The organism is Candidatus Bathyarchaeia archaeon (assembly GCA_038873195.1).
Taxonomy (GTDB): Archaea; Thermoproteota; Bathyarchaeia; order Bathyarchaeales; family Bathycorpusculaceae; genus DSLH01.
The window spans coordinates 960,835-987,502 of the sequence record JAVZEV010000001.1; the positions used below are offsets into that span (position 1 = coordinate 960,835).

General features: G+C 41.8%; 24 protein-coding genes. 7 read left to right on the plus strand and 17 right to left on the minus strand.

Annotated elements, in window-relative coordinates; all coding sequences use genetic code 11:
- Window positions 1-134: 134 nt before the first annotated feature.
- The 6 genes from QXW63_05395 to QXW63_05420 all read right to left on the minus strand — a co-directional run bounded on the left by QXW63_05395 (window position 135) and on the right by QXW63_05420 (window position 6,336).
- The gene (locus QXW63_05395; protein MEM3461326.1) at window positions 135-1,055 is read right to left on the minus strand and encodes a 4Fe-4S binding protein; all 921 of its coding nucleotides are present in this window, start codon (window positions 1,053-1,055) and stop codon (window positions 135-137) included.
- Window positions 1,056-1,096: 41 nt separating this feature from the next.
- Window positions 1,097-2,461: a TldD/PmbA family protein gene (locus QXW63_05400; GenBank protein ID MEM3461327.1), complete on the minus strand. Its 1,365-nt coding sequence runs from the start codon at window positions 2,459-2,461 to the stop codon at window positions 1,097-1,099.
- Complete coding sequence (locus QXW63_05405; GenBank protein MEM3461328.1) at window positions 2,448-3,833, minus strand: TldD/PmbA family protein; 1,386 nt, start codon at window positions 3,831-3,833, stop codon at window positions 2,448-2,450. Before QXW63_05405 ends, QXW63_05400 begins: the two co-directional genes overlap by 14 nt.
- 148 nt (window positions 3,834-3,981) lie before the next feature.
- Window positions 3,982-4,320 carry a hypothetical protein gene (locus QXW63_05410; protein MEM3461329.1) on the minus strand — a complete coding sequence of 113 codons (339 nt, stop codon included), beginning with the start codon at window positions 4,318-4,320 and terminating at the stop codon, window positions 3,982-3,984.
- A gap of 98 nt (window positions 4,321-4,418) precedes the next feature.
- Window positions 4,419-5,717 carry an endonuclease Q family protein gene (locus QXW63_05415; GenBank protein MEM3461330.1) on the minus strand — a complete coding sequence of 433 codons (1,299 nt, stop codon included), beginning with the start codon at window positions 5,715-5,717 and terminating at the stop codon, window positions 4,419-4,421.
- A complete protein-coding gene (locus QXW63_05420; GenBank protein MEM3461331.1) occupies window positions 5,689-6,336 on the minus strand; it encodes a VTT domain-containing protein in 648 nt (215 codons plus the stop codon). Before QXW63_05420 ends, QXW63_05415 begins: the two co-directional genes overlap by 29 nt.
- 132 nt (window positions 6,337-6,468) lie before the next feature.
- On the opposite strand from QXW63_05420, the gene QXW63_05425 reads away from it, so the two are divergent.
- The 3 genes from QXW63_05425 to QXW63_05435 all read left to right on the plus strand — a co-directional run bounded on the left by QXW63_05425 (window position 6,469) and on the right by QXW63_05435 (window position 9,233).
- Window positions 6,469-6,996: a 4Fe-4S dicluster domain-containing protein gene (locus QXW63_05425; protein MEM3461332.1), complete on the plus strand. Its 528-nt coding sequence runs from the start codon at window positions 6,469-6,471 to the stop codon at window positions 6,994-6,996.
- The gene (locus tag QXW63_05430) at window positions 6,993-8,864 is read left to right on the plus strand and encodes an aldehyde ferredoxin oxidoreductase C-terminal domain-containing protein (protein ID MEM3461333.1); all 1,872 of its coding nucleotides are present in this window, start codon (window positions 6,993-6,995) and stop codon (window positions 8,862-8,864) included. Before QXW63_05425 ends, QXW63_05430 begins: the two co-directional genes overlap by 4 nt.
- Before the next feature lie 66 nt (window positions 8,865-8,930).
- Window positions 8,931-9,233, plus strand: a complete 303-nt coding sequence (locus tag QXW63_05435) for a hypothetical protein (GenBank protein MEM3461334.1) — start codon at window positions 8,931-8,933, stop codon at window positions 9,231-9,233.
- Window positions 9,234-9,452: 219 nt separating this feature from the next.
- Here the strand turns inward: QXW63_05435 and QXW63_05440 are convergent, their stop codons facing one another.
- The 5 genes from QXW63_05440 to QXW63_05460 all read right to left on the minus strand — a co-directional run bounded on the left by QXW63_05440 (window position 9,453) and on the right by QXW63_05460 (window position 13,047).
- Window positions 9,453-9,899 carry a 5-formyltetrahydrofolate cyclo-ligase gene (locus QXW63_05440; GenBank protein ID MEM3461335.1) on the minus strand — a complete coding sequence of 149 codons (447 nt, stop codon included), beginning with the start codon at window positions 9,897-9,899 and terminating at the stop codon, window positions 9,453-9,455.
- A gap of 23 nt (window positions 9,900-9,922) precedes the next feature.
- Complete coding sequence (locus QXW63_05445; GenBank protein ID MEM3461336.1) at window positions 9,923-10,072, minus strand: hypothetical protein; 150 nt, start codon at window positions 10,070-10,072, stop codon at window positions 9,923-9,925.
- Between the two features lie 48 nt (window positions 10,073-10,120).
- The gene (locus tag QXW63_05450; protein MEM3461337.1) at window positions 10,121-11,314 is read right to left on the minus strand and encodes a glycine C-acetyltransferase; all 1,194 of its coding nucleotides are present in this window, start codon (window positions 11,312-11,314) and stop codon (window positions 10,121-10,123) included.
- Between the two features lie 47 nt (window positions 11,315-11,361).
- Window positions 11,362-12,327 carry an L-threonine 3-dehydrogenase gene (locus QXW63_05455; GenBank protein MEM3461338.1) on the minus strand — a complete coding sequence of 322 codons (966 nt, stop codon included), beginning with the start codon at window positions 12,325-12,327 and terminating at the stop codon, window positions 11,362-11,364.
- A 111-nt stretch (window positions 12,328-12,438) separates the two neighbouring features.
- Entirely contained in the window at window positions 12,439-13,047 is a 609-nt protein-coding gene (locus tag QXW63_05460; GenBank protein MEM3461339.1) for a DUF1028 domain-containing protein, read from the minus strand.
- Window positions 13,048-13,116: 69 nt separating this feature from the next.
- Between QXW63_05460 and QXW63_05465 the strand changes: the two genes are divergently transcribed.
- Complete coding sequence (locus QXW63_05465) at window positions 13,117-14,235, plus strand: ATP-NAD kinase family protein (protein ID MEM3461340.1); 1,119 nt, start codon at window positions 13,117-13,119, stop codon at window positions 14,233-14,235.
- 3 nt (window positions 14,236-14,238) lie between these two features.
- Here QXW63_05465 and QXW63_05470 read toward each other — a convergent pair whose 3' ends face one another.
- Complete coding sequence (locus QXW63_05470; GenBank protein MEM3461341.1) at window positions 14,239-15,507, minus strand: 2,3-bisphosphoglycerate-independent phosphoglycerate mutase; 1,269 nt, start codon at window positions 15,505-15,507, stop codon at window positions 14,239-14,241.
- 232 nt (window positions 15,508-15,739) lie between these two features.
- Between QXW63_05470 and proS the strand changes: the two genes are divergently transcribed.
- A complete protein-coding gene (gene proS, locus QXW63_05475; protein MEM3461342.1) occupies window positions 15,740-17,188 on the plus strand; it encodes a proline--tRNA ligase in 1,449 nt (482 codons plus the stop codon).
- A 30-nt stretch (window positions 17,189-17,218) separates the two neighbouring features.
- Here the strand turns inward: proS and QXW63_05480 are convergent, their stop codons facing one another.
- A complete protein-coding gene (locus tag QXW63_05480; protein ID MEM3461343.1) occupies window positions 17,219-19,051 on the minus strand; it encodes an aldehyde ferredoxin oxidoreductase family protein in 1,833 nt (610 codons plus the stop codon).
- A 66-nt stretch (window positions 19,052-19,117) separates the two neighbouring features.
- Entirely contained in the window at window positions 19,118-20,404 is a 1,287-nt protein-coding gene (locus QXW63_05485) for an FAD-binding oxidoreductase (GenBank protein ID MEM3461344.1), read from the minus strand.
- A gap of 148 nt (window positions 20,405-20,552) precedes the next feature.
- Between QXW63_05485 and QXW63_05490 the strand changes: the two genes are divergently transcribed.
- Both QXW63_05490 and QXW63_05495 read left to right on the plus strand, forming a co-directional pair.
- Window positions 20,553-22,256: a hypothetical protein gene (locus QXW63_05490; protein MEM3461345.1), complete on the plus strand. Its 1,704-nt coding sequence runs from the start codon at window positions 20,553-20,555 to the stop codon at window positions 22,254-22,256.
- Window positions 22,257-22,318: 62 nt separating this feature from the next.
- The gene (locus tag QXW63_05495; GenBank protein MEM3461346.1) at window positions 22,319-23,524 is read left to right on the plus strand and encodes an aminotransferase class I/II-fold pyridoxal phosphate-dependent enzyme; all 1,206 of its coding nucleotides are present in this window, start codon (window positions 22,319-22,321) and stop codon (window positions 23,522-23,524) included.
- A 31-nt stretch (window positions 23,525-23,555) separates the two neighbouring features.
- On the opposite strand, the gene ilvE is transcribed toward QXW63_05495, so the two are convergent.
- The 3 genes from ilvE to QXW63_05510 form a co-directional block, all read right to left on the minus strand.
- Window positions 23,556-24,443, minus strand: a complete 888-nt coding sequence (gene ilvE, locus QXW63_05500; protein MEM3461347.1) for a branched-chain-amino-acid transaminase — start codon at window positions 24,441-24,443, stop codon at window positions 23,556-23,558.
- Between the two features lie 86 nt (window positions 24,444-24,529).
- On the minus strand, window positions 24,530-26,398 hold the full coding sequence (locus QXW63_05505; GenBank protein MEM3461348.1) for a threonine--tRNA ligase: 1,869 nt from the start codon (window positions 26,396-26,398) through the stop codon (window positions 24,530-24,532).
- A gap of 18 nt (window positions 26,399-26,416) precedes the next feature.
- Window positions 26,417-26,626 (minus strand): hypothetical protein, encoded by a 210-nt coding sequence (locus tag QXW63_05510; protein ID MEM3461349.1) that lies wholly within the window; start codon window positions 26,624-26,626, stop codon window positions 26,417-26,419.
- Window positions 26,627-26,668 lie beyond the last annotated feature (42 nt).

Here is a 26,668-nt window from a genome sequence, read left to right on the forward strand (position 1 = left end):
TAGCCTTTTCCTTCATTTTGTTTTTCACCACCCAATAATTCAAGTTTTTCCAATAAACAAAAATGCTATTTCAAGTCTGGTTTAATCCGGAAACAGAAAAAGAGACCCATGCAATGAAATGCTTACGCGCACTACTACGGATATTTCAGTTTGATGGCTTTGTTTTCGCATGCGTCAACACATTTCATGCAGTAGATGCATTCTGGGTCGCTAAATTTCTCCCAAGGCAAATCCAAAATCTGGACACGCATCGGACAAGCCTCAACACAGAGGCGACATTCACCTTTGGTGCATTTGGTTAAATCTCTACGTAAGCCGAGAAAACTAAACCTGTTCAAAACAGCCATAATCGCCCCGTGAGGACAGAAATATTTGCACCAGCTTCGAGGAACAAATACAGCAAAAGTGATAACACAGCTCATTATGAACAGTTGCGCCCAGAAAAGCAGAGGCAAAATTGCAATAAAAGACCCAGCATCCACAGTTTGACTTATAAACGCGGCGCTTGCACTCTGAACAAATGCCGGCAACGTTCCAAACAAAGTTTCCGCAGGACTCAAAGCAGTGAACGGCGCCTGTGTGAAAATGCCCAAAGCACTTTCATAGCTTCTGTAGGTCCCAGCAAGTTTTGTGGCTGCGAAGGTTCCACTAATGAACAAAGTGATTAATAGGATGCTATATTTCACGTATATCAGAGTTTCATGAGTTCGCGGCGAAATTTCTCGTTTCTTACGGCTAATGAAGCCAACTAAGTCTTGAACAAAACCGAACGGACAAACCCAACCGCACAATGATTTGCCAATTAAAATGCCAACAACTAGGAAAGAAGCAACAGCAACCCATGGAAAAACAGCATTGTACAACATAAGCTGTATTGCAGTATACGCATCACCTACCGTGTTAGGCTGAAGCCTCCAAGTCCACATAACAGGAAGCAAAAGGGGCAAAGAACCCAAATTGAAAACGATCGCGCTGAAAAATATGAAAGACAAGAACTGCACTATCCTTCGTGGCGTGTTATACTTCAGCAAAGCTTTCTTGAGTTTGCCAGCCAATTTCTCGCCTCTTCCATGCGAATAATGAAAGTCTCTGTTATTTATTTTCCGATTACTTTAACGTTTTCCACAAGAACCCACGGCGCAACTAACTGCCCAATCTTACGCTCATTGTTAGCCAGCATAGAAACATTCTTTAATACTTGAAAAATGTTACCAGCAATCATAACTCCCCTAGTGGCGTGAGCGATTTTACCGTCTTTTATTTTCCAAGCGGGCGTCGCAACTACAGAGAATTCTCCGCTAGCAGGGTTGCTACTATGGGCACCTTGTAAAAAGGATACAATGAGACCATCCGTGACTTCGTTGACGAGTTCTTCCGGCGACTTTTTCCCAGGCAAAATGTGAAAGTTTGTGGCTTCAATGCTTGGCGTCGACAAATATCCGGCTCTGGTGGCGTTTCCAGTGCTTTCTTTTTCTTCTTTCTTAGCAGTGTAATTGTCGTAGATAAAATTGCGTAGAATGCCCTTCTCGATTATCGCTGTTTTTTGCTGAGGAACACCTTCACCGTCAAACCTCCAAGTTTGAAGCCCACCCTTAAACAAGCCATCGTCATAGATTGTCACATTTTCTGATGCAACCTTTTCGCCTATCTTGCCTTTAAACGCAGATTGGTTTCTCTGCACGAAACCCGCCTTAACAGCATTGATTAAAGTGAAATAGAAAAGTTGCTGCAACGCGAACTGCGTAAATATAACATTGGTGCTCTTTGTCTCTATTTTCTTCGCTTTCAAAGCAGAAACTGTCAATCGCGCGGCTTCTTCACCAACCCATTCCGGATCAATACTATAGCTTCTTTCAGCGTTAAACTCAAAACACACAGGTGTCACCTCGCTACCTTCTTGAGCAATTGCCGCTAAGCTGCATTCGATGACTGTGCCTTGGTCGAAACATGCAACACCGTTGGAGTTAGCCACTGCAGAAGATAAGTATGAAGCGCCGGCGCCTCCCTCTATGAGAAAAACCCGCTTGTCCTTTTTCTCAGCCGCATCTAACATTGCAGAAGCAATTTTGACTAAATCTTCTGAATTAAGATGCGCAACTTTGTTGTCATAAGTGTTTTCTACCGTTGCAAGAGGCTTTTTGCTTGAAAAGCCATGCCAGTCCTCGTCCGGTTTGCTTGCTTTTGCAAAACTTATCGCTTTCAGAACCGTCTCCTCAGTTGCTGTCTTGTTTTCCAGCATGTTAGTGTAGGAAAAGCCCACAGCCTTTTTTATTACAGCTCTAACGCCTAATCCCCTGTCAATCATGCGGGAACTTTTGGCAATCTGCCCACGTTCAATAACAACATTATTAGCGAAACCTTGATACACAAACGCCTCAGCTTCATCAGCGCCCTTCTTCAAGGCGAAACTAACTGCGTCTTCAGCTAGACTTAACATTTCCTGCTGCTTAAGCACTGCCACCCACCAAAACCTCCTTTACCCTAATATGGGGACCGCCGTCGCATACGAAGGCGGTCTGTCCCTTTCCGCATCTCCCAGGCGATAACACAAAATCTTTTCCAACCGCGTCCACTTTTAGCAAAGTTTCAAGCGTGTTACCGCTTATAGAAGCATTACGCACTGGTTCGCGTACTTCTCCTTTTATTATCTCATATGCTTCTTGGATTCCAACCTGGAAAGTGCCGTCCAAATTTGCTTGCCCACCACGAAAACTCTTGAAGTAGTAGCCAAATTTTATGCCTTCGGTTAGTTCTTCGAAAGAATAATCCTTGGGCTCCAAGAACGTGTTGCGCATCCGTATTATAGGCTCAACTCTAAAATCTTCAGCTCTGGCGTTACCGGTTGGTTCCATGTTCAATTTGTGCGCGGTCTCGCGGTTATGCATCAATCCAGCCACAACACCGTCTTTCACGAGAAGCGTCTTCTGTGCTGGAACCCCTTCATCATCATACTTAAAAGAACCGAAAGCGTCTTTAACAGTTCCATCATCATAGAAAGTGACCATGTTAGACGCTATCTTCTTCCCAAACTTGTTTAACAACACTGAACCAGACAAGGTCAAATCAGCCTCTGCAAGATGACCAAAAGCTTCATGAACAAAAACGCCAACAACATTGGGTCCCAAAACCACAGGAAATGAGCCACCTTTGGGAGATTTAGCTTTTAACTGTTCCACTGCTCGTTTCGCAACACTTTCACCTATTTTTTCTGGAGTTTCAACATCAAATATCTCGTAGCCTGATGTGGAACCTATCTCCTCTCGGCTGAAAGTGTAAACTTCTGCCTCTGATGCCGTGGCGGTTATTCTTGACCACACATACAGCTTGTTTTGCTCAATGTCAGTTCCCTCATTATTCACGAAATAGTTGGTTCCAGTCAAGTCAAGATAATCTATTGTACAGCTTTTTACACGTTTATTGTAGCCCAGTATGGTGTTGTTAATTGCTAGTGTGGTGTTTATCTTGTCTTCTATCGGAACATCTGAGGGGTCTTTCCGTGGTTTCGCAATAACTTTATCTTCAATGGCTTTTGCTTCCGCAAGTTTTATCGGGCTCTTAAGTCTCGCACTTGCAACCTTTGCCATTTTGCAAGCGTCTGAAACAGCCTCCGTTAAGGTTTCAATGTTTACAGAACCAACTGATGCAAAACCCCAAGCACCATTAACCAGCACTCGCAGCGCCACACCGTTTTCGATTCCTTGTTTTGCCGCTTCAACATGACCTTCCTTAAGCGTAAGCATGGTCTTGAAAAGTTTTTGCGCCCGAACCTCAGCGTATTCGGCTCCAAACTTTTGAGCTGCTACATCAACAGTTTTAACGAGAATGTCTTTCAAATGTGCTGCCCTTCTAATGTGAGTGTTAGAAGGGATTTATTCAGAAGTACAGTTATATAAATGGTTATGGTTTTTATGGTTAGTATGTAAAAATTGCAGAGTTTAAATTATAGGACGAAACAGCAAAATTAGGAAAATGAAAAGTTGGCTATGCCTTTCGCATGAGCAATTTTACTTGGCTGGCAAAGTCGTATTCTTCTTGGACTCTTTCCAGGTCTAGTCTGCGGAGTAAGCCATAGTTAGAGTAGATGTCATCTAGAATCTTACGTTCGACAACATAGGCGCCAGACCTAAGAAAATCCTCGAGGCCTCTTGCAAAAAGTTCGATTTTCTCAGCTATTTCATCTCTTTTAAGAGAGTAATTGTTTTCTAGATGCTTGTAAATTAGAAGCGTTGCTTCGTCGCCGAAAACTTGCCTTAACACTCTATCGATGATTTTCGAGATTTTGTCTTCTTTCTTGTTTGCGGGTTGGATTATGTGTTGCAATGTGAACCCTCATACAGCATCGTATGTATTACGACTTAATAAGTCTTCCCGTATATCCGCTAAACACATATACAGTTAAGAATACGTAAAAGAGACGATTACATGAAGTCTGTAATATTCAACTGTTGAACTCTTTGCAAAACAGGCTTCGCCGCAGAACCTTCTTCAAAAAGCACCAGACGCCCGTACACACCATCGTATCCAGGCACTATTCTGATTCGCCCTTCCCTAACTCTAATTATTGCCTCAGCAATCTTCTCATCAACAACATCACACAATGCCTCTTTTGAAGAATCAATCAGCACCGTGTACTCGTCACCAAACTTTTCAACAAGAGCATTGTAAATGCTCCACACTTGCTGAGCAGAAGGAGAATCAACACCTAATACAGTCATGATAATTTCAGAAAGCGGAAGCAACCGCATAAAACCTATCGTGCCGTCAGGTTTAAAGTCGGGTTGTCGATCGGCCAATTCTTCAACACGTTGTTCCACGCCTTTTGTAAGTTTTCTGCGACAAACAGGACAAATATTACCAAGTTTGATTGCCTCTTGCGGAGAAAGCGCGACATTACAGTTTCGATGGCCTGTCCAATGATATTTTCCATATGCTGGGTCTGTTTCTATGGTAAACCTGAACCGCTCTTTATCTTTAGAACGAAGCACATCTAAAATCTCATGATAACTTGGCTTGTCTAGTTCGAAGACGTTCGCCTCACGTCCAATGCGCCAAGGCCAGAAGCTGTGGCTGTCGCTGTTAGAAACCAGTGTGAATTTGTCGAGTTTGCTTAGGCGCCAGTTCATTGGTGGGTCGGATGAGAGCCCTGTTTCTAATGCATAAATGTGCTTTGTCATGTCTTGATAACATTCTTCGACGCTGTTGAAGCCGCTGAAGGCGCCGAAGATGCTGAACCATGGAGTCCAAGCGTGAGCTGGAAAAATCGTGTTTTCGCTTGAGACTTCCATTACCTCTTCTACTAAATGCGGTGCATCCATGTTTAATGTTGGTCTACCGTCGACCGTTAAGTCGCCATATTTTGATAGCCTGTCGTTGATTTGCGCGGCAACGTCTATGTTAGGCGTCAAAATAACGTGGTGTACTTTTTTTAACTCATTCTCAAAGGTGAAAACGGTGCTCACTTCTGTTGTTATCATAAAATAAATTTGAGACTCAAAGTTTCCAACCATTCTATACAAGCCAATATCTAATTCTTGAACTAACGTTTCCTGCAGTTCTTTAAGCCATTTCGGATGTGTAAAATCGCCCGTGCCAACCAATGTTAAGCCTTTTATCTTTGCGAAACGAGCGATTTCTTCAACTGACATTTTTTGGCTTGTGGCACGACTATAACGACTATGAATATGAAGGTCAGCTATCACTCTCAAGCTTCTTTTCACTATCCTTAGCTTCTGTTACGTATTTCTCTAAACGCTTCTCCCAGTCCACCTTAAACATTATAACAAATACAATTATTAACAAAACTATTGCAAGAACAAAACCAACCAACACAGACACCCAACCGCTTTCCACACCGAATATGTCCTTAATTATGCCGATTGAAAATCGCCCCGCATATGCAACAATCAAATTCATACAAACTTTACCAACAAACGCCGGAATCAAAGCTTTAACAACACTATAACGCATAACACCCAAAGGAATAAACAATAAATCGTCAGGTAAAGGCGTCAATGCAAATACAAAAATAGTGATTGGACCATACTTGTTGAAGACTTTCACTAGAAAAGCCATTTTTTTCTTGTACTTTTCACTTATGACTTTCCTGCCGCCGATGCCAAGCAAATAACCCGAAAACTCACCTATTGCCGCACCAGTTCCAGCCGCAAGTGCAATCCAAATAGGCTCAAATTGCGCTCCTAACGTAAAGATAATGACAGTATATGGAAGGGGGAAAATAATCGACAACGCACCAATTAAGCTGATTAAGAAAATTCCAAAATATCCATATTGCGTTGAAAGACTCGTCATCCATTTAACGATGTCGTCGAACTGCAACTGTAAAAGCTCTCCTTTTAACTCTGAATTAGAGCAATATACTTAAAGAGGTTGTTATCGATAAAAAGCGTCACATTTAAATCACTGCAGAGTTACAGAAAATTTCTACAAGCTTTTCGGAAAGGATTCAAAATGACAACGAAAAAAGAGCCAATTTGGATAGCAAGAGAACTCTCAAAATGCAGCGGCTGCCGAAAATGCGAAATTGCATGCTCACTTTTCCACGAAAAACGCATATGGCCAGAAGCTTCAAGAGTAAGAGTATTCATGCTAGTTCCCGGTGTAGAGTTTCCACATTTCTGCGCTCAATGTGAAGATTATCCATGTGTAAAAGCTTGTCCAGTAAAAGCGTTGTTAATAAGCAAGAAGACAGGCGCGGTTTTAGTAAAAAACAAAGCGTGTATCGCCTGCGGCAAGTGCATAGACGCGTGTCCGGGAAGAATACCACACATGCACCCAACAGAAAAGCGTGTGGTGATTTGCGACTTGTGCAATGGTGACCCGCAATGTGTAAAAGTATGCCAAGAAGGAGGATGGAATGTGTTAAAGAAAGTTTCAAGAGGAGACCATCCCTTCAAGCTTTATGCTCGCACTCCAGAAGAAATAACCAAAAATTTAGCCCTTAAAATGTACGGGGAACAAGCTGAGGAATATCTATGATTCTAGGCTATGCTGGCAAATTTCTTGAAGTGAACCTTTCAAATGGCAAAATTAAAGAAACAAGATTTGAAGATGAAATTCTAAAAGATTACATTGGCGGCAGAGGCTTAGCAACAAAAATTCTCTGGGACCGCTTAGGCAACAAATGGGAAAAAGTAGACCCGTTAAGTTCAGAAAACATACTCTTGTTTTTAACAGGACCATTAACTGGATATTTTCCCGGCGGAAGAATCTGCGTTTCAGGCAAATCGCCACAGAGCAACGGTGTCGTAGGCTCAACTGTTGGCGGAGAATTCAGCGTTGAGCTAAGATGTGCGGGTTATGACGGCATAATCATTACCGGCGCCTCAGAAAAACCAGTTTACTTGTTCGTTAAAGACTCAGATGTTGAAATTAGAGATGCAAACCACGTTTGGAGCAAAGACACAAAACAAACAGTCACGACACTAACAAAGGAGAGCAGAGAACTTCTGAAAAGGCGTTATCCACTTTATGGCGAATGGAAAGAACCAGCACTGCTCTACATCGGTCCGGCAGGAGAGAACAAAGTAAGAACAGCAGTCGTTGCAGCCAAATGGTCTCATGCGGCGGGCTACGGTGGTTACGGAGCAGTTATGGGTTCCAAAAAACTGAAAGCAGTAGCGGTTAAGGGTACCGGACCTTTGCCAGAGGTTGCTGACATAAGAAGAGTTAAGCGGCTAATCCAAGTTATAAACGATAATGCGTATGATAACGACATCTGGAGACGATGGGGAACAGGCTCAGGCGGCTACGAAGTCGGCGCAAAAACAAGCTCAGAACCGGTAAAAAATTGGCAAGAAGAATGGCACGACGCAAAAAGTTTCGGGGTTGACCAATTTGAAAACAGAGTTTGGGTCAAACAGTACTGGAGCGATTTTGGCTGTCCAACATGCTGCTTAAAAGTGGCTGTTGTAAAAAGTGGCAAATTTAAAGGAGCTATAACAGATAACCCAGACTATGAAATGCAAGCTTATTTAGGTCCAAACTTAGGAATTTTCACACCAGAAGAAAACGTTTTTCTCTCGTCGCTCATTGACGATTTGGGTTTGTGCGGTATCCAAACAGGAAACGTGATGGGTTTTGCTGCCGAACTTTTCCAGAGAGGAATATTAACTAAAAAGGATTTGGACGGAATAGAACTTAAATGGGGTGACGCTGAAGCTTTTGCGACTTTAGCTAGAAAAATCGCTTTCAGAGAAGGAGTAGGCGACTTACTGGCTGAAGGAACTTATCGGGCAGCATTAAAAATTGGAAAAATGAAAAACGCGGACGTATTGCCCTACGCTGTACAGTCCAAAGGTATAGGAATAGGCGCCCACGGCATACGCAGCGGCAAAGACTACCCAGAGATAATCTCTTACGCTTGCTCAGTGCAAGGCGGAGACCACACATCCACAACTGGACTACCACTAGACAGCGGCGGAAGCGAACTAATGGAAATATTCAATGACTCAGGCGTATACTGCAACTTTAACAGTTTCGGAATACCACGCAACCTCAAATTTGACTTTTACGAGGCAGTTACAGGTTTAAAGTTAACACGCGAAGAATGGTGCAACACCAAAGCAATGAAAATACTGCAACTACAAAGAACCCTGCTACTTCTTGGCGGTCCAGACTTAAAATGGAACCCAAAAATCCACGACGACAACCCACCAAGATTCTATGAACCCTTGCCTTCCGGACCTTACAAAGGAAAAACCACCGACAAAACAGCAGTGGAAGAATACAGAAATAGGTATTATGAAGCGGTTGGCTGGGACAAGAACGGCATACCAACAGTTGAAGTTCTTCATAAACTTGGGTTAGAAGACGTAAACAAAACATTAGAAAAACTGCGCCGATAAAGGTCAATATTTAAATGACTGAACTTTCTTAAAATACCCTTAATTCATAGTTGGAAGTGAAAATGTTTGAGTAAGAAATGGTCTGAAAAGTTAAGCGCTCAATGTAGCATAGACCCAGATGTTTTGGAAACTATGCGAAAAGAACTAAGCACAAGCTGTTACGGCGACACAGAAATTGCTCAGCAAATCATAGAAGAACTTACCACAAGCTGCGGTTTTAACGAAGATGATTTGAGAAAGTTTGTACGAGAAGTAGCAAAAAGCTGCCCCTTAGATGCAAAAAGACTCCATAAAGAAATTGTAGAAGCTGAAGGCAAAAAAGAAAAGGCTTATCAAGCCATATACAAATCCTCGATAAGGCCACTGTAATCTATGGCAAACTAAAGAAGCTTAGACCTGACTTTAACATCACTTAACATGAAAAGTATCGTACATTTAAATTAGAGAGTTTAGTTGCCTGCAAACGGATGAACACCTTTTTTCTTATCCATCATTTGTTAATCCGACTAATTGAATCAATAGCGTCTGTTTAAAACGTAGAACAAGCAAATCCTTAATATAAAAATAGTTCATCTTGTTTTGTCGATATTAATTTTGGCTTGAGACGCGTAAGACCTTCGTTGGTGTCACAATTATTGAGACTTTTTCATCTCTCTCTTCGAGTGGAACAGTATTAACGATTTGTATATCGTGAACTGTTGTTACAATTGGAACCTCGCCGAACCTCCTTTTCAGCATTTTAATTTCCGTATCGCCGTATCCTCCTCCTTTACCAAGTCTATGTCCGTATTTATCAACTGCCACTGACCCCTCAACTATTAAATCTGGTTTCGGAATTTCTTCTGCGTTAACATTATGTCCATATTTAAAGGCGCCTTTTATTGTAGATGCAAAATTTTCTCTTCCTTTAACATCTTTTGGATTGACAATAATATAGCCAAGTTTCAGTCTTGGCGAAGCCATAATTAGAATCTTGCCGTCTAAAAGTGCGTGCTCTCGAATCTTTTGCTGTGCATAATCTGGATTTGCAAACACGGTTTTTGCTTCTGCCCATTCTTTTAACTGTCTAACTTTTTTGCAGCCTTTTCAGAACCAGCAAAGTTTGGAATATGTCCACGACAAGGAAGCGGAAACCTTGCAACGCCATTTCTTTCAAGTTTGGTCCAAATTTCTTCGCGTAAAAGTTTCTTGGCAGTTTTAGTGTCCATTTTTCCACTTAAAAACATTGGACGACAGAAATAGAGAAGGAAAGAGAATTAGATTATGTGTAGTTCTTTTCCGATTTTTTCAAATGCGTTTATGGCGAAATCTAAGTCTTCTCGAGTTAACGCAGCGTTCATGATTGTTCGTATGCGGGCTTTGTCTCTTGCAACCATTGGATAGACAATAGGTAAAGCAAAAACACCTTCTTCAAAGAGACGCGCACTTAGTTTTTTGGCCACACCACTTTCTCCAACTATGATTGGCGTTATGGGGGTTTGGCTGTTGCCAATGTCAAAGCCTAAATCTTTCATGGCTTTCTTGAAATACCGCGTATGCTCCCAAAGTCTTTGTACATGCTGTGGTTCTTGTTCCAGAACGTCGATGGCAGCTATGCAAGCAGCTGCAACAGCTGGTGGATGTGAACCGCTGAGAAGCCAAGTTCGTGATTTGTTATAGGCAAAATTAATCAAGTCTTGCGAACCAGAAACGTGACCGCCTACGACGCCAAACGCTTTGGAGAATGTGCCCATTTCAACGTGGACTTTGTCACGGCTAAGCTTAAAGTGGCTAACAATGCCTCTTCCCCCTTCGCCTAGTACGCCTTCGCCGTGAGCATCATCTACATAAACCATTGCGCCATGTTCCGCGCCCAGTTTTGCGATTCCGTCTAAGGGTGCTATATCGCCGTCCATGGAGAAAACGCCATCTGTGATTATCAGTATACGCCTGTATGGTGGCTGGTGTTTCTCTGCTTCGTCTAGAACCCGTTGCAAATCTTGCATGTCTGCATGTTTGTAAACGGCTCTTTCTGCGTGTGAAAGCCTGACTCCGTCTATTATGCTGCCGTGGTTCAGTTCGTCGCTTATTATCAAGTCGCCTTTACCAGCCAGCTGCGGAATCAAGCCCGCGTTAGCTGCAAAGCCCGTTTGATAAACAAGCGAAGCTTCAGCACGTTTGAATTTAGCAAGGCGCTTCTCAAGTTCCACATGTATGTCCATTGTTCCAGCAATTGGGCGAACAGAACCAGAGCCAGCACCATGCGTTTGAACAGCTTTTATCGCTGCTTCCTTCAGTTTTGGATGATTACTTAATCCAAGATAATTGTTTGAACAAAACATTAAGACTTTTTTTCCTTCAACAGTGCACCATGGTGTGCTTGGGCCTTGCAAAACACGGATTTTCCAGTCAAGTTCATTTCGCACTAACTCTTCATACTCTTCGCGTAAAAACGCTGTTGGGCTGCGCATTTATTAACACCACTTTTCCTACTCACAAAGCATTCTCTTAACTCTTTCTAGACTAAACCCCCGCTTGCAAATCGTCTTTTCAGCTTTTCTATCATGTCCTTCGTCATGGAAGCCAAATCATATGCGGGTTTCCAACCCCAATCTTTGCGTGCTGCACTGTCATCTATCGACATAGGCCAAGAATCGGCAATTTTCTGTCTGAAGTCAGGTTTATACTCCACTTTTAAGTCTGGAATGTACTTTCGTATTTCTGCGGCTAATTCTCCAGCGGAAAAACTTATCGCACTCAGGTTGTAGCTCGTGCGACACTTAATCTTGGATGCATCTGCTTCCATGAGGTCAATAGCTGCTTTTAGGCAGTCGGGCATATACATCATAGGCAAAACTGTGTCTTCTCTCACAAAACAGGTGTACCGTTTCTTTTTAATCGCTTCGTAAAATATTTCCACGGCATAATCAGTTGTGCCTCCGCCTGGAAGGGTTTCACTGCTTATGATGCCTGGGTAGCGAACACTTCGTACGTCCAAGCCAAACTTGGCAAAATAATAATTACATAGTAACTCGCCAGCAACTTTGGTTACGCCATACATGGTTCGGGGAATCAGCACGGTGTTTTGGGGGGTGTTAACGCGAGGAGCTTCTGGACCGAAAACAGCTATGGAGCTTGGCCAGAAGACTTTGGTCGTGCCTTGTTCTCTCGCAACTTCAAGCACGTTGTAAAGCCCGTCCATATTAACATGCCACGCAAGTTGCGGGTTTTCTTCGCCTGTGGCTGAGAGAACTGCTGCTAAATGGTAAATTGTGTCAACATCATATTTTTCGACGATTTTCTTGATGTTTTCTCGGTCAGAAGTGTCAACAAACTCGAAGGGACCGGACTCCAAAAGTGTGCCGCTTGGTTTTCGTTTGTGTCCAGCCGCTACAACGTTATCTCCGCCATATCTTTTTCGCAGTTCCATTGTTAATTCAGAACCGATTTGTCCTGTGGAGCCTGTTACAAGAATTCGTTTCATGTTCTTTTTAGACATTTAGCAAGACTCCAGTTATTCGAAGAGAAAAGGATGTTAGAATCTGCGAGATATAAGAATTTTCAGAAAAGAAACATGTATACATCATAATTTTAACTATAAAGTCTCAAGCTTACGAAGCAGTTCCTCAATTGGATTCTTGTGAAAATCAACTCGCAAATTTACTTCCACCTTTTTTGCGCTAACGACAATTAGCGCGGCTGAAATTTCGCCTCGTCTATCTCCGCCACTTTCGCTTCCAGCTTTCAACGCGTTTGCCATTCTCCAAGCTAAACTTCCGCTGGAATGTTCAAATTTTCTAGCCATGCTTGCCAAGACTTCTTTCCCTGTAAGCAAATTTCCAATAACAACGTAGTCTTCACCTATAATTTCTCCATGCCATTGCGGAGCTTTAGCGCCTGTGAAAACCGCTTTTTCTCCTCTAAAATTCATAATCGCAACTTGCCGCAATTCATTTTCAGCATCCTCTGCCAAAAGCTTCTCCAAAGCTTCTTTTGGAGTTAAACCCATTGCCAACATTTCTAAGCCTTTAATGCCATAAGTCACATTTGTATAGGCTTGCGTTGCCACAACACCCACTCCGGGTTTTGCGTGAGGAACCCTATCGCCAACCGATTCCACGCCTGTAGCAGTGGCAACGCCCATTTTCTCATGATTAGACAAGATAGATAGAATTGAAAATGTCCCAGCAGACGACAACCTCATCTGATTGAATGCTCCTTATTCATCAAAATAGTTTAAAGCTCACGCAATAAATCTTGTCACTGACAAGCAATGAAACTAGGCTTTATCGTTAACCCAATTGCGGGCATGGGAGGCAAAGTAGGACTGAAAGGTACAAACGGTGTTCTGAAAGAAGCGATTGCGCGAGGCGCAAAGCCAGTAGCGCCGGAAAGAGCCATAGAATTTCTGCGAAAACTAAGGGAAAGCATGGAAAATAGACAAATAGAGATTTTGACTTGCCCAGGAATAATGGGTGAAGAAGAAGCGGAAAAAGCGAAGTTTCCAGTTCAAGTTTTATCTATGAAGATAGGAAAAGAAACTACTGCTGAAGATACAAAAGCCGCTGTTAAACTTTTGATTAGGGCAAAAGCAGACTTAATAGTCTTTGTTGGCGGAGACGGCACAGCTAAAGACATTTTAGATGCCATGCAAGGCAACAGTGAAGTGCCAGTTTTGGGCGTGCCTTCAGGAGTGAAAATGTATAGTGGTGTTTTTGCCGTAAGCCCTCGAGACGCTGTAGATGTGGTCTTAATATTTGCTGATAAGCAAGCAGAAATTGCAGAGTTCGAAATCATGGACGCTGATGAGAAGGTTATACGAAGCGACATTTTCGCCGTTAAGCTATATGGTTTTTTGAAAGGACCCTTTGTCCCAATGCGAATTCAAGGAAGAAAACAAGTAAGTCCAGAAACAGTTGATGAGAAAGAAAACCAGACAGCCATAGCGCAGTTCATAGTTGAAGGGATGCAGCCAAACGCGACGTACATCCTGGGTCCAGGAACTACAGTAAAACGCATAGCCGAGTTACTGGGCGTAGCAAAAACGGTGCTTGGGGTAGACATCTACAAGAACGGAAAAGTATTATTGGATGTGGATGAGAAAAGAATTCTGAAAGAAGTAAAAGATTGGCGGAACACATGGATTATTCTTTCTCCGATTGGGCACCAAGGGGTTCTTTTGGGAAGGGGAAACCAGCAAATAAGTCCTGAAATCATCAAGCATGTTGGAAAAGAGCATATTATTGTTGCAGCAACCAAAGGCAAGCTTCAGAGCATTGAAGGAAATGTTCTAAGAGTTGACACTGGAGACATAGAAACGGATAACATGCTTAAAGGATACATAAAAGTTGTAACAGATTACCGAGAATGGCGATTAATGCCAGTGCAATAATCATTAAGCTCCAAATTTTCTGGTTTTACCAATCAGATTCATCAAGATAGGCATTAAATCAGTTCCTCTTATTCGGTTTAAACCGCCTTTTGCGCAAGTTCTCTCGCCAAATTCGGCAACATCGTCGCAGCGAACGTATGGTCCAGTTATCGCTACTGGAACTGGGTCTCCTTCATGGTTCCGTGTGACGGAAGAAGTTGTGTGGTCAGCGGTCACAGCTAAATAAGTCTCGTTCAAATTTACCTTCTCAAGCAAATAGCCTAACATCTTGTCTATTTTTTCTATTACTGCAATCTTCTGTTTAAGGTTTCCATCATGACTAGGAACGTCTGGTGCTTTCACGTGTAAAAGCACAAAATCCTCTGTTTTTAACGCTTGAACCGTTGCTTTAGCCTTGGCCACGAAGTCGGTTTGAGGGGTTCCCGTGGCTCCTTTAACGTCTGCTAGTTTCATTCCGGCGACTTTGCAAACGCCTTTAATCAAAGAAACAGCAGATACACATGCCGCATTAACACCATAAACTTCAGATAAAGGCTTAATGTTCGGAACAGTACCAGCGCCCCTACATAAAATGACATTGGCGGGAGACAATCCATGTTTTACTCTTTTCTTGTTGACCGGATGCTCCCTTAGCGCGTTATGGAATTTGTGCAAGAGGTCGTTGAGTATTTTAGCTGTGTGCTTCGCTTCTAAAGTGTCATCTAAAGCTTTGATTTCCAGAACTTTTTCTCCAACCTTCTCAGGGTCAGAGTCACTTATGGCTGTTGATAATTTGGGTCCTCGAAGAAGAAGAGTTGCACGGTGCTGAACAGTGTTTTTGAATACCATTTTGACTGATGACTCGATTGGCTTGATTTTTTGGAGACTTTCAGCAAGTTTGGAAGCATCCTCATTTGCGATTCTGCCAGCACGCCTGTCCAAAACGACAAAGTCATCGTCAACCGTTGCAAAGTTACATCGAAAAGCTACATCACCCGGCAAAACGTCTATTCCCGAACCTATAGCCTCGAAGGCACCTCTTCCTGAATAAACTTTCATAGCATCATAACCGAGCAACGCTAACGTAGCCGTGTCGCTTCCAGGTGGTATGCCCGGTGCAATTACATCCATTATTCCGCAGATTCCAGTCTTTGCAATTTTATTCATTGATGGTTTATGTGCGGCTTCTAAGGGAGTTTTCCAACCCAACTCTTTCACTGGTCTATCAGCCATTCCGTCTCCGATAACCAGAATTGCCTTCAACTTTAATTCACGCCATTCCAGTCTGTGCAAGGAATACATTCAAATTTAGATGTGAACGGTTAAAACACTTATGCATCTAAACAAGAAGCATGTGCTTAAGGTTATGAGAAGAAAACGTTTAATAGTTTGATTCAGTAATGTTTGGAACGTGGTTAAAATGGGCGATTGCGTTCCACATTGCTAAATTTTCTCGAAACTTAGCCCACATAAGAATCTGTTCTACACTAGAATTATATTCAACCACCAAAGAAAAAGGAGAGAGATGAAAATGTCAGACGTAGGCGTTACTGTAAAAAAATCTGAAGATTTCTCTGAATGGTACACTCAAGTAATCGTAAAATCAGGAATGGCAGATTACGCTCCAGTAAAAGGCTGCATGATATTCCGCGAACACTCATACGCAATCTGGGAAAAAATCCAACAAATCTTCGACCAGAAAATAAAGGCAACAGGACATAGAAACGTGTACTTCCCGCTATTCATACCAGAAAGTTTTCTCAAAAAAGAAGCAGAACATTTTGTTGGTTTCACACCAGAAGTTGCATGGGTAACCATGGGCGGAGACACACCATTAGAAGAGAAACTCGCTTTGAGACCTACATCTGAAACAATAATGTACGCAACATTTGCCAAGTGGATTAGAAGTTGGAGAGACTTACCAATAAAAATTAATCAATGGTGCAACATAATAAGATGGGACACGAAAGGAACCAAACTTTTCCTTAGAACAAGAGAATTCCTATGGCAAGAAGGACACACTGCCCACGCTACAAAAGAAGAAGCAGACCAAGAAGTAATGCAAATCTTAAACGAATACAAGGACGTAATGGAAAACTACCTCGCGATCCCAGTGCTCACGGGAAAAAAGTCTGAAAGCGACAAATTTCCAGGAGCACTCTACACAACAGCTTTAGAAGCAATAATGCCGGATGGAAAAGCCTTGCAAATGGGAACCTCGCATCAGTTAGGCCAAAACTTCTCGAAAGTTTTCAAGATCAAATTCCTTGACAAAGATGAAAAAGAACAATATGTCTGGCAAACGTCATGGGGCTTTTCAACGCGAATGATAGGCGCGCTGGTAATGGTGCACGGTGACGATAAAGGATTAGTATTGCCTCCAAAAGTTGCGCCAATACAAGTAGTAGTGGTTCCCATACCCTATAAGGATGCCGATCCCAAAGCAATTCTAACCAAAGCAAAACAAATCTATGAAAAATTGCAGAAGAAAGGTATACAAGTTGTTTTGGACAACAGAGCAGAATACACGCCGGGGTGGAAATTCAACGAATGGGAACTAAAAGGCGTGCCAGTAAGAATAGAGATTGGCCCCAGAGATGTGAAACAAAAACAAGTAACATTAGCCAGAAGAGACACGCTTGAAAAAATGACAGCCAAAGAAGAAAAAATAATTGATGCGGTAACAGAACTGCTGGAAGAAATCCAGAAAAACCTCTTTAACAAAGCCCGGAAGGCTCTAGAAGAAAATATTACAACAGTGAAAACTTACAGTGAATTCAAGAAAGTACTGAGGAAAAAAGGCGGATTTCTCAGAGCATGTTGGTGCGCGAGTCCAGAATGTGAAGAAAAGATAAAGGAAGAAACGGGTGCAACAATCAGAATAGTACCGTTTAAAAAAGAGAAGACATTTGCGGGATGCGTATATTGTGGAGGAAAAGCAAAAGAAGTAGTCTACTTCGCCAGAGCATACTAAACCAACAATTTCTTATCCTAATTTCAGTTTTTATTCGTACAGTTTTACGCGTTTTCCCAATTGTTTTGCAACGTCATTCAATCCTAACTTGTTCAGTGTTGTTTTTGTCGGTATTCCACGCTCATCCCAACCGCGCTTCTTATAATATCTTTGCAACATAACATCATACTTCGCTCTGTCAAGCTTCGCACCTTTCAAAGCGCCCTTAGTTAAGGGTTCTTCAAACCACCTTGCTGGTGGGACGTCCATCTCTTTGCTCCAGTTTTTGCCATATTCACGAACCCAGAAGGCACGAGTCAAGTTGAACATGCGGTCAGCAATCAAGTTTAGATTGTCCCAATTCATCTCTAACCCGGTTGCCGCATACAAGAACCTTGGATACCATTCAAGCTCGAAGCCGACCTCAACCCATGGAAGCCTACAAACGGTTAAGGACTCGAAAACCCCGCCTCTGATACGTTGAAGCTCAATGACTTTGTCAACTTTCTCTTCACTATAACTTTCGCGTCCAACTTTGACTTCCCAAGAGATCACCCAGGCATCCTTATGGTGGGCTCCTATTGAGCTTGTTGCGTATGACAGAGCCATAGCTGGTGTTGAATGGCAATTATAAGCGGAAATTTCCAAACCTTTAACATGCATAGCCCAACGTTTAGAATCTTTACCAATTTCTTCAGCAGCAAAACGAACACCTTCAGCCAGCAATCTGCCTAACCCACGTCTATATGCTATGTCTTCAATCAGAGCCTTTGTATCCTTGAATTTACCCCACGAAATCTTATCTGTTAACAATCCTTTTTCTGATGCTTCCATAGCAAAACCAATCACGTTACCCAATGAAATGGTGTCTAACCCAAACTCGTCAGCAGCCCTATTGAGCGCTGCAACTTGCTTAAGGTTGCCTAATCCAATGTTTGAGCCTAACATGGCAACGTTTTCGTAATCAAGTTCAGACTCTTTCTTATCAGAACTCTTAACAACATTTCCACAAGTCATGTTACACTGCGGACACCCACGATTAGAAACCTTAAACTTCTCCATTGTAAAACCACCTATCTCGTCAGCCTCTTCAAAGACGCCTTCGCGGTAATTGCATGTTGGGAGAACACTGTTTTCTTGGCTCCACTCGATTGTCATCATCGTGCCTTGACGTTTCCAGAAAGCATAGCTCGGCTTAGTCATAACTTCTCTGTAGCCTTCAGCGCCAAGCTCTTTCATTTCCTTAGGTTGGGCTACTGGTATTTCATGTGAACCGATGAAAACGACAGCTTTCAAATTTTTAGAACCCATGACAGCGCCTATTCCAGGTCTTCCACCAGCGCGTCCTTCTTGACAGACAATGTTTGCAAACTTGACTAAGTTTTCTCCACCTTGACCAATGCAGAGAATGCCAGCTGCGCGTCCATAAAGCTCTCTCAATTTCTTCTCAGTTTCAAATGAACTTAAACCCCACAAGTCTTTTGCATCAAGAAACTCCGCTATTGCGTCTCGAATAAGCAGAACAATTGGTTTGTTAGCTTTGCCCTCAATTATTATAGCGTCATAACCAGCCTTACGCATCTGAACCGCAGTAAGACTCCCAACATTTCCATCCCCGTAGCCTCCAGTTAAAGGGCTTTTTGCCGCTACAACCAGTTTACCACTACTAGGAAGAGACAAACCAGTTAATGGACCAGCCGCAAAAACCAGCAAGTTTTCAGGCGAAAGAGGGTCAATTCCAGGCTTGAGTTTATCCCACAGAATTTTGACAGCAAATCCTCTGCCGCCAAGGAAATTTTTGGCTAAACTAGCTTCGTAACGGTTGGCAATAGCCTTACCCTTGCTGAGGTTTACTTGCAAAAAAGTTCCAGTCCAGCCGAACATATTCATCTTCTCCACGAATATTGCTGAGTATCTACTTGAAAGTAGATAAATTTAATCACTCAAAGGCTAAATAATCAGTTTTTCTGGTTCGACGTTTCTATGCTTCAAGCCTAAATCGCTGACTTTGAATTTTCTGTCACCATAAAGCAACGCGTATTCCTCGCCATTGTATAATGCAGCGGCAATTCTGCCTATAGCATCGGCTTTCATTATGCCACTTCCACTCGCGCCGCCTACAACCATCACGCCATTTTCTTCAAAAACCAAAGGTTGCCCGTCAATAGTGTTTATCTCGTATAAACCAGCAAAAGCCGAAAAAGGTTGGCAACCAGAAAATTGAGGGAAATATTTGGCTGTAACTTGATATAACCCATATTGATAGTAGTTCTCTTCCGGTTCAGGGTTATCTTCAATTTTGAAAGCCCTTGGAAATTCGTCAGCATACGCCAGCCAAAACGCTTCCTCTTCAGGATTAGGTCGAATGTAAGCAGAAGGCTTAGGGAAAATTGTGAAAGGCAAACATCCAGCATTTGAGAATTCTTTTGTGAAAAGCAGTTTTCTGAGAGCCTCGGTATTCGCCTTGACTGAAAACACTTGCCGTTTTTTAGCCTTAATGAAACAATCAATTCCGAGCCGATCTAAAAGCTGAGAAGCCCAAGCTCCAGCCGCAACAATTGTCTTTTCAGCTCGTATGAAACCCTTATTGGTTTTTGCTCCAGTAACTATCGCATCTTGCCAGAAATAAGGCTCACCAGGCATGCCCAACGGTTTGCGCGGTTCCACAACAAGTTCAGTAACCGCAGTGTTGTATTGAATCTTCCCTCCAAGTTTCAAAAACTCAGACTCGTAAAATTTCACAAGAGAATCAACATCTATAAAACCTGCCTTAGGAATGAATATTCCTTTGTAAACATTTCCTAAACCCATCATTTGCGCTTCTTCGTCCCTAGTAAAGTCGGTGTTCATGCATAATTTTTTAGCCAAATCGCTTCCTTCATACTCTTTGTACTTAAAGCCTCTGTGGGCTAGATCTTTCAAGACTGGAAGCATTTTCTGATAACCATTATCGTCAAAAAGCCAAAGATACCCTGCCCAACGCAGTTTTAAGTCATAGCCCAAATCATTTTGTGCATGCTTGTAAAATTCAACGGAAGAATCAGCCAAGGCAAAGTTAGTGCGAGAATAAAAAAGACAACGAAAAGCCGCCGCACTTTTCGCAGTGCTACCTTGACCCGCAGCGCCTAATTTATCGACAACTAAAACGTTCAGTTTAGGATTCTTGTTTTTTGTGTGGTACGCAGTGGATAAACCTAAAATTCCCGCGCCCACCACGAGCACATCGCATCTTGTCACGATTCTCCCTCTGATTGTGGATTAACTACTGAAAACAAAATGGATTTAAGCTTACTGTAAATTATAACGCAAAACAAGCATACGAGAATGCTTATTTACCTCTAAGAATATGAGATACAACAACATCCATAATTTGGGGGAGAGTAAAATGCGCATATTAAGCAACACAAAAGCACTTTCAACTATTATTGTTATACTTCTCTTGATTTTGTCTGCAATTTTAGGCGGCATAATCTCTTATATGTTCACAATTCCACAATTCACCGATCTCCCAGAAGGAACAACTCTAACGATAACAGATGTTTATTTTGATAAAAATAATGCGGCATGGTTCAAAGTTGGAGTTTTAAATCCGTCCTATTCACCATCTAATGCAACAATAACAAGAATCACCGTCAGTTTAAAAGGGCAATCTACACTTTATGACGTGATTGAAGCAGAACCTTCAATTCAAGAGGGAATAAGTGTTCAAAAGGGACAACTCATGAATATAATATGCTCCAAGATAAGAATAGACGGCGAAAACGTGACTTGGGGAAGATTCGCTGGAGAGCATGGTGGAGAAACGGTTGTCGTAAGCATCTTTTCTTCAGATGCCTCAGCAGCAAATAAAGAAAAACAATTACCATTCGTCAAACTATCTGTCACTCCATATTTCTATCCAAGAATTTCATACAAGAACTTTAGTTTATCATTAGCTATGGCTACAAACTCTGAAATCAACGTGACAGTCAATTGGATTGACATTCCTGGAATTGATGATATTGCGTTGAAATCGCCTACGCTTCCATATGAAGTCACAAAAACGTCTGTAAGTTTTAATTTTACAGGCAACTGGCACGGATTAAAAAAGGCGAACGTAATGATTGAAACGAATGAAGGATACCAGTTCATAAAAGAACTTGATCTACAACAAGTTTATCCACTAATTCAAAACGTTACTTTCAACGTAGACACTATGGACCATTTCAATGTGACAATATTCAATTTTGCAGAGACAAACAACTATGTTAATGTTACAATGATTACATGCACTCCGGAAAATGCAACAGCTATCACGAATAATTATTCCGTGGGTTTAGAAGCTAATCAATCGTCTGTTTTCAAATTTGATTGGAACTGGACGGAAACAAGAGGGAAAAAAATCGAAGTGAAAGCGTATACATTGCAAGAGATTGAGATAAACTTTACCGCGATAACACCACCACCAATTATTGTCAAGATTCTCAACGAAAATGAAACTTTCAACTTGCAAGATAGAACTCATTTTAATGTTACATTACAGAACCATGCATCTTCGCTGGATGCCATTAACATAACAAAAATAGTAGTTGCAGAAACTGGAGAATTAGTCAACGGCACAAAGGCAGATCCGCAATTACCTTACGGATTAATAAACTCAAGTGCAGTGCAACCATTTTACTGTAATATTTCGGATTGGACGAATCGTGCTGGAGAAAACTTAACTTTAACAGTTTATGTTCTGGCAAACAAGACTGGGGAAGAGTATGTGTTCAATTTTACTTTTGCTCTTCCAGTGGCAGAGCTTAACATAACAGAAGTTGCTACTGCAGAGTTCGGCGATTTTCATACAAAATATTTAAACATAACAGTTGAAAGCTTAAGCTACTCCATATGGAATCTCACGGTGTCAAAGGTAACGATAAAACTGCAAAACCAGACAGTTCTAGCGGAAGGCATCATCCCGGAAAACCAGACAATCATAAAGCCAAGCGAAATCGCCATTCTTCTATGCCAATTCGATTGGAAAGCTTACCCAGACACCGACGTGGTAATAATAGTTGCCACAAAAGAAGGAGTAGAAGCCACAACAACATTTCACATTCCATAATTCGCCCCATAAGCTTTATTTTTGCAGAGAACAGAAGCGTTGATTCTGGAAGGATGAATAGTTTGACTAATGTAAAGGCTACTGAAAGAGTACGCACCATTGAATACGCCATCCGCGACGTCATCGCCTATGCAAAGCAAATTGCAAAAACTGGTAAGAAAATTTTCTATCTAAACATAGGAGACCCAGTTGCATTTGACTTTGACACGCCAAAACATATTAAACAAGCATTAATAAATGCTGTAGAAGAAGGCGCAAACGCTTACTCAGCTTCAGAAGGCATACCAGAACTTCGAGAAGCAATAAGTCAAAAAGAAAAGCGAGTTAATGGTGTTGACATTTCTGCAGAAAATGTTATTGTGACCCAAGGAATTTCTGAAGGCATACAAATGGTCATGGCTGCACTTATTGATGCTGGAGATGAAATTCTTCTTCCTGGACCAACATATCCACCTTACATTTCATATGCTAAATTCTTTGGTGGAAAACCAGTTACATACGAAACTGTGGAAGAAGAACAATGGCAACCAAACATTGATGACTTAAAAAAGAAAATTTCAAAGAAGACCCGTGCAATTGCGATCATTAATCCTAACAATCCGTGTGGCGCACTTTATGATGAAAAAATTGTGAAGCAAATATTGGACTTAGCTGGAGAACATGATTTGCCAGTTTTGTCAGATGAAATTTACGACCAAATAATTTATGAGAAAAAGTTTATCAGCACAGCTCATTTGGCTAAAGATGTTCCAGTAATTGGACTTAATGGTTTTTCTAAAGCGCATTTAATGACGGGATGGAGACTGGGCTACTTGTATTTTTATGATCAAAAAGATGAACTGCAAGAACTAAAACAGTGCATTGAAAAAGAAACGAGAATAAGACTTTGCGCAAACACGCCGGTTCAGAAAGCTGGAGTGATTGCGTTGAATGGACCGCAGGATCATGTGAAGGAACTGGTTCGGAAACTTAAGCAGAGAAGGGATTATGCATGGAAACGGCTCAACGAAATTGAGGGTTTAAGTTGCGCTAAGCCGGAAGGGGCGTTTTACGTATTCCCAAAAATCCATGCGGTAGGACAAAAGTGGAAAACGGACAAGGAATTTGCATTGGAACTGTTAAAAGAAACAGGCGTGCTTCTTGTACATGGGTCTGGATTTGACCCAGTTTATGGTGCTGGACATGTAAGAGGAGTGTTTCTACCACCAATTGAGACGTTAGAAGAAGCCTTCAATGAAGTAGAAAGGTTCATGGAAAGAAATAGTTAAGCAGCTAAGCTTACTGTTTTTTAAATGTTTCCTAGTAGATAGGAATTCCTTCTTTCGGGTCCTGAACCATTTTAGCAAATGCTTCCATCAACTTTTTCGTTATCGGTCCGGGCACTCCATTGTTTATTGTTCTCTTGTTTATCTCGCGAACTGGCACAATTTCTGCGGCGGTTCCCGTGAAGAATACTTCTTCTGCGTTAAACAGTTCGTAGGGTGTTATATTCTTCTCTATGACTTCATAGCCTAGTTTTCTGGCAAGCTGCATCACCGCTTCGGCAGTTATTCCGGGTAAGGCGCCGGTGTAGCTTGGTGGTGTGAATATTTTACCTTTTTTTACTATGAATATGTTTTCTGCGACGCCTTCGCATATGAAGCCGTTTTTGTCAAGGCATATGGCTTCGTCTACGCCGCTTATGTTTGCTTCAATTTTTGCCAGTATACTGTTAAGGTAGTTTAGTGATTTTATCTCATGTGTTGTCGCGTCCACCGGGTCTCTTTTGACCCAAGAAAGCATCGCTGTGACGCCTTTTTCTTTGGCTTCGCCTTTATGTAATGCAATTGTGTCAGTTATCACTATTATTGTGGGTTTGGGACATTTTTTTGGGTTAAGTCCTAAATCTCCTACTCCTCTTGTAACTACGAGTCGAATGTATGAGTCCTTTAGGCTGTTTTTTCGCAGAGTTTCCAAGACTATGTTTATCATTTCTTCCTTCGTTACTGGAATCTGCAGCATTATAGTATGAGCTGAACGATAAAGCCGGTCAATGTGCTCTTTTAATCTGAAAACTACGCCGTTGTAGGCGCGGATTCCCTCGAAGACGCCGTCGCCGTAGAGAAGCCCATGGTCGTAAACGGAAATTTTTGCTTGCGATTTTGGATAGTATTTCCCGTCTATATAAACGAGCAAATCTTTTTCCAAAGATTTATCCCCCAAGCTGAAGAATGTAGTTTATCGAGTTAAGGTTTGATATAGTTTTTGTAAAGATTAGAGAGTTTTCTTCATTATTAACCGTAGAATTGCGGTCTTTTTGAGAGGTATCTTGGGAGTGGAAGTTGTTTAAATGGCTTGTTTTCTGTTAGCTTTTCAATTTCCTTTATGAGTTCTTCTAGTTTCATTTGGCGTATTTTACTTGATTTTCTTTCTCTCACTGGAAGTATGCCGGATTCGAGTTCTCTTTGTCCTACAACAATTACGTAGGGAACCCATTCCATTTCAGCTTCGCGAATTCTCTTTTGTAAAGTTAATGTGCGGTCGTCTATGTCAACGCGGATGCAATGCTTTTCTATTTTTTTAGCTATGTCTTCAACATTTTTTAGAAATTTGTCTGACATGGGAATTATGCGCACTTGTGTTGGCGCCAGCCATAATGGAAGCATGGGCGGTTTGCCGTTTTGTTGTGTTTTGTAAGCGTTTTCTAGTAATGCGTAAACGTCTCTTTCTATTGCGCCGCTTGGAGAGCAATGCAGAATTAGTGGGTGTTGTTTTTCACCTTTCTCGTCTACGTAGGTTATGTGGTATCTTTTGGCGTTTTCCACGTCTATTTGGTCTGTTGAGAGAGCGGCAGCTTTGTTTTGATTGTCTACGAAGTTGAAGTCCCATTTGAGGGTAAAATAGAAGAAACGTTCTTTCCACATTTCAACCAGCACCGGCTTGCCAAAGATTTTTGCAAGAGAGTTGACGAATGTTTTGTTTTTCTTGTAGAATTCTTCTGTGAAACGTATTGCTGCTTCATAATTTTCTCTAGGTAAACCTATCTCTTCCAAGATTTGTATGCATAACTTGAATCTTGTCACAAATTCCTTTTTGACTTGTTCCAAATTTGTGCAGAAGGCGTGGCAGTCAGGCATTGTGAAGGCTCTGAGTCGTCTCAGACCAACGACTTCGCCGCTTTTTTCTCGTCTGAAACTGTAACGTGTTAATTCGTAAACTTTCAGCGGCATGTGCTTGTAAGAAAACTGTGTGTCGTGAACCATGAGGAACTGCCCGAAGCATGCGGCAAATCGTAGGAAGAGCTCTTTGTCTTCTGATTTTAATAGGTATTGTCTTGCTGGGAAACGGTTTATGTAGTCTGCTAGGCTGGGATGCTGGAAATCATACATGACTGGAGTTTCAACTTCCATTGCACCATATTCAATCATTTTGGCAGTGACAAACTGCTCTAGCAAGGATTTGATTAATCGTCCCTTTGGATACCAGCGGATGTTTCCCGGGTCGCTCCCGAGTTCATAGTCGGCTATTTCTAGCCTTTTCATTAAGGGCACGTGCGGCGGCATTTGTTGACTGGCTCGCACTTTGGAAATTTCGTATTTTGCAAATTTCTCTAGGTTTTCGTGTTTTTTGAAGTTAAATTCTTTTACTGGAGTCATTTTTCCGTTTGGTTCGAGAATGTACCAGAAGGATTCCAGTTTTTCTTCGGCTTTTACTGCTTCAGAAACTTTTTCTTCTTTTTCCTCTTTTGCTTTCGCGGGCAATATTACGCGTGATTGCTCGGCTAGCGGATGCCCTTTTATTGAGATTGTGAATTGTTTGTTCCAGCCAAATGGCGCACGGTATGTTTCTATGTTTTTTTCTTTTGCGTAGGCTTCCATGGTTTTCACGATTTTTAGGGCTTCTGTGGGTTTTGCCAAGTTGCTGCTTAAGTGTGCGTAGGGGTAGATTATGACGCGGTTTACTTTCAGTTTCTCGAGGAAAGCGCAAACTTCGTCTATGGCTTTTTTGGCTACTGATGTGTTGTCGCCTTCTTCAACAGCTGTGAAAAGCACGACTATTTCTTCAAGGCGCACAGCTTTTTTTTCGGCTTCTTCTGCCATGGCTATCTCTTTTTGGACTGGTTTGTACTCGATGAAGTTTGAGTGTAGTTGCAATATCCTCATGAACCGTTTTTCCTCCAGCTAAGCGCTATAACGCCATTTTTCAAGTTGCTTATCTTTCTTTGTCTTCTTCTTAAACTCTTTATAATGCTCCTTACATAGGTAGGCACGTTTTTCGCTACTGCCAACTTTTAAACCTGCAGCTTTTACCTTATCGGTTGACAGTGAGCGAATTGCTTCTTTGCTACAGTTAGATATGCTGCATTTCACGCCTTTGTCAACTCGTCCCAAATTTTAACGCCCCTTTTTACTCGCAGTTTTAACGCAATACAA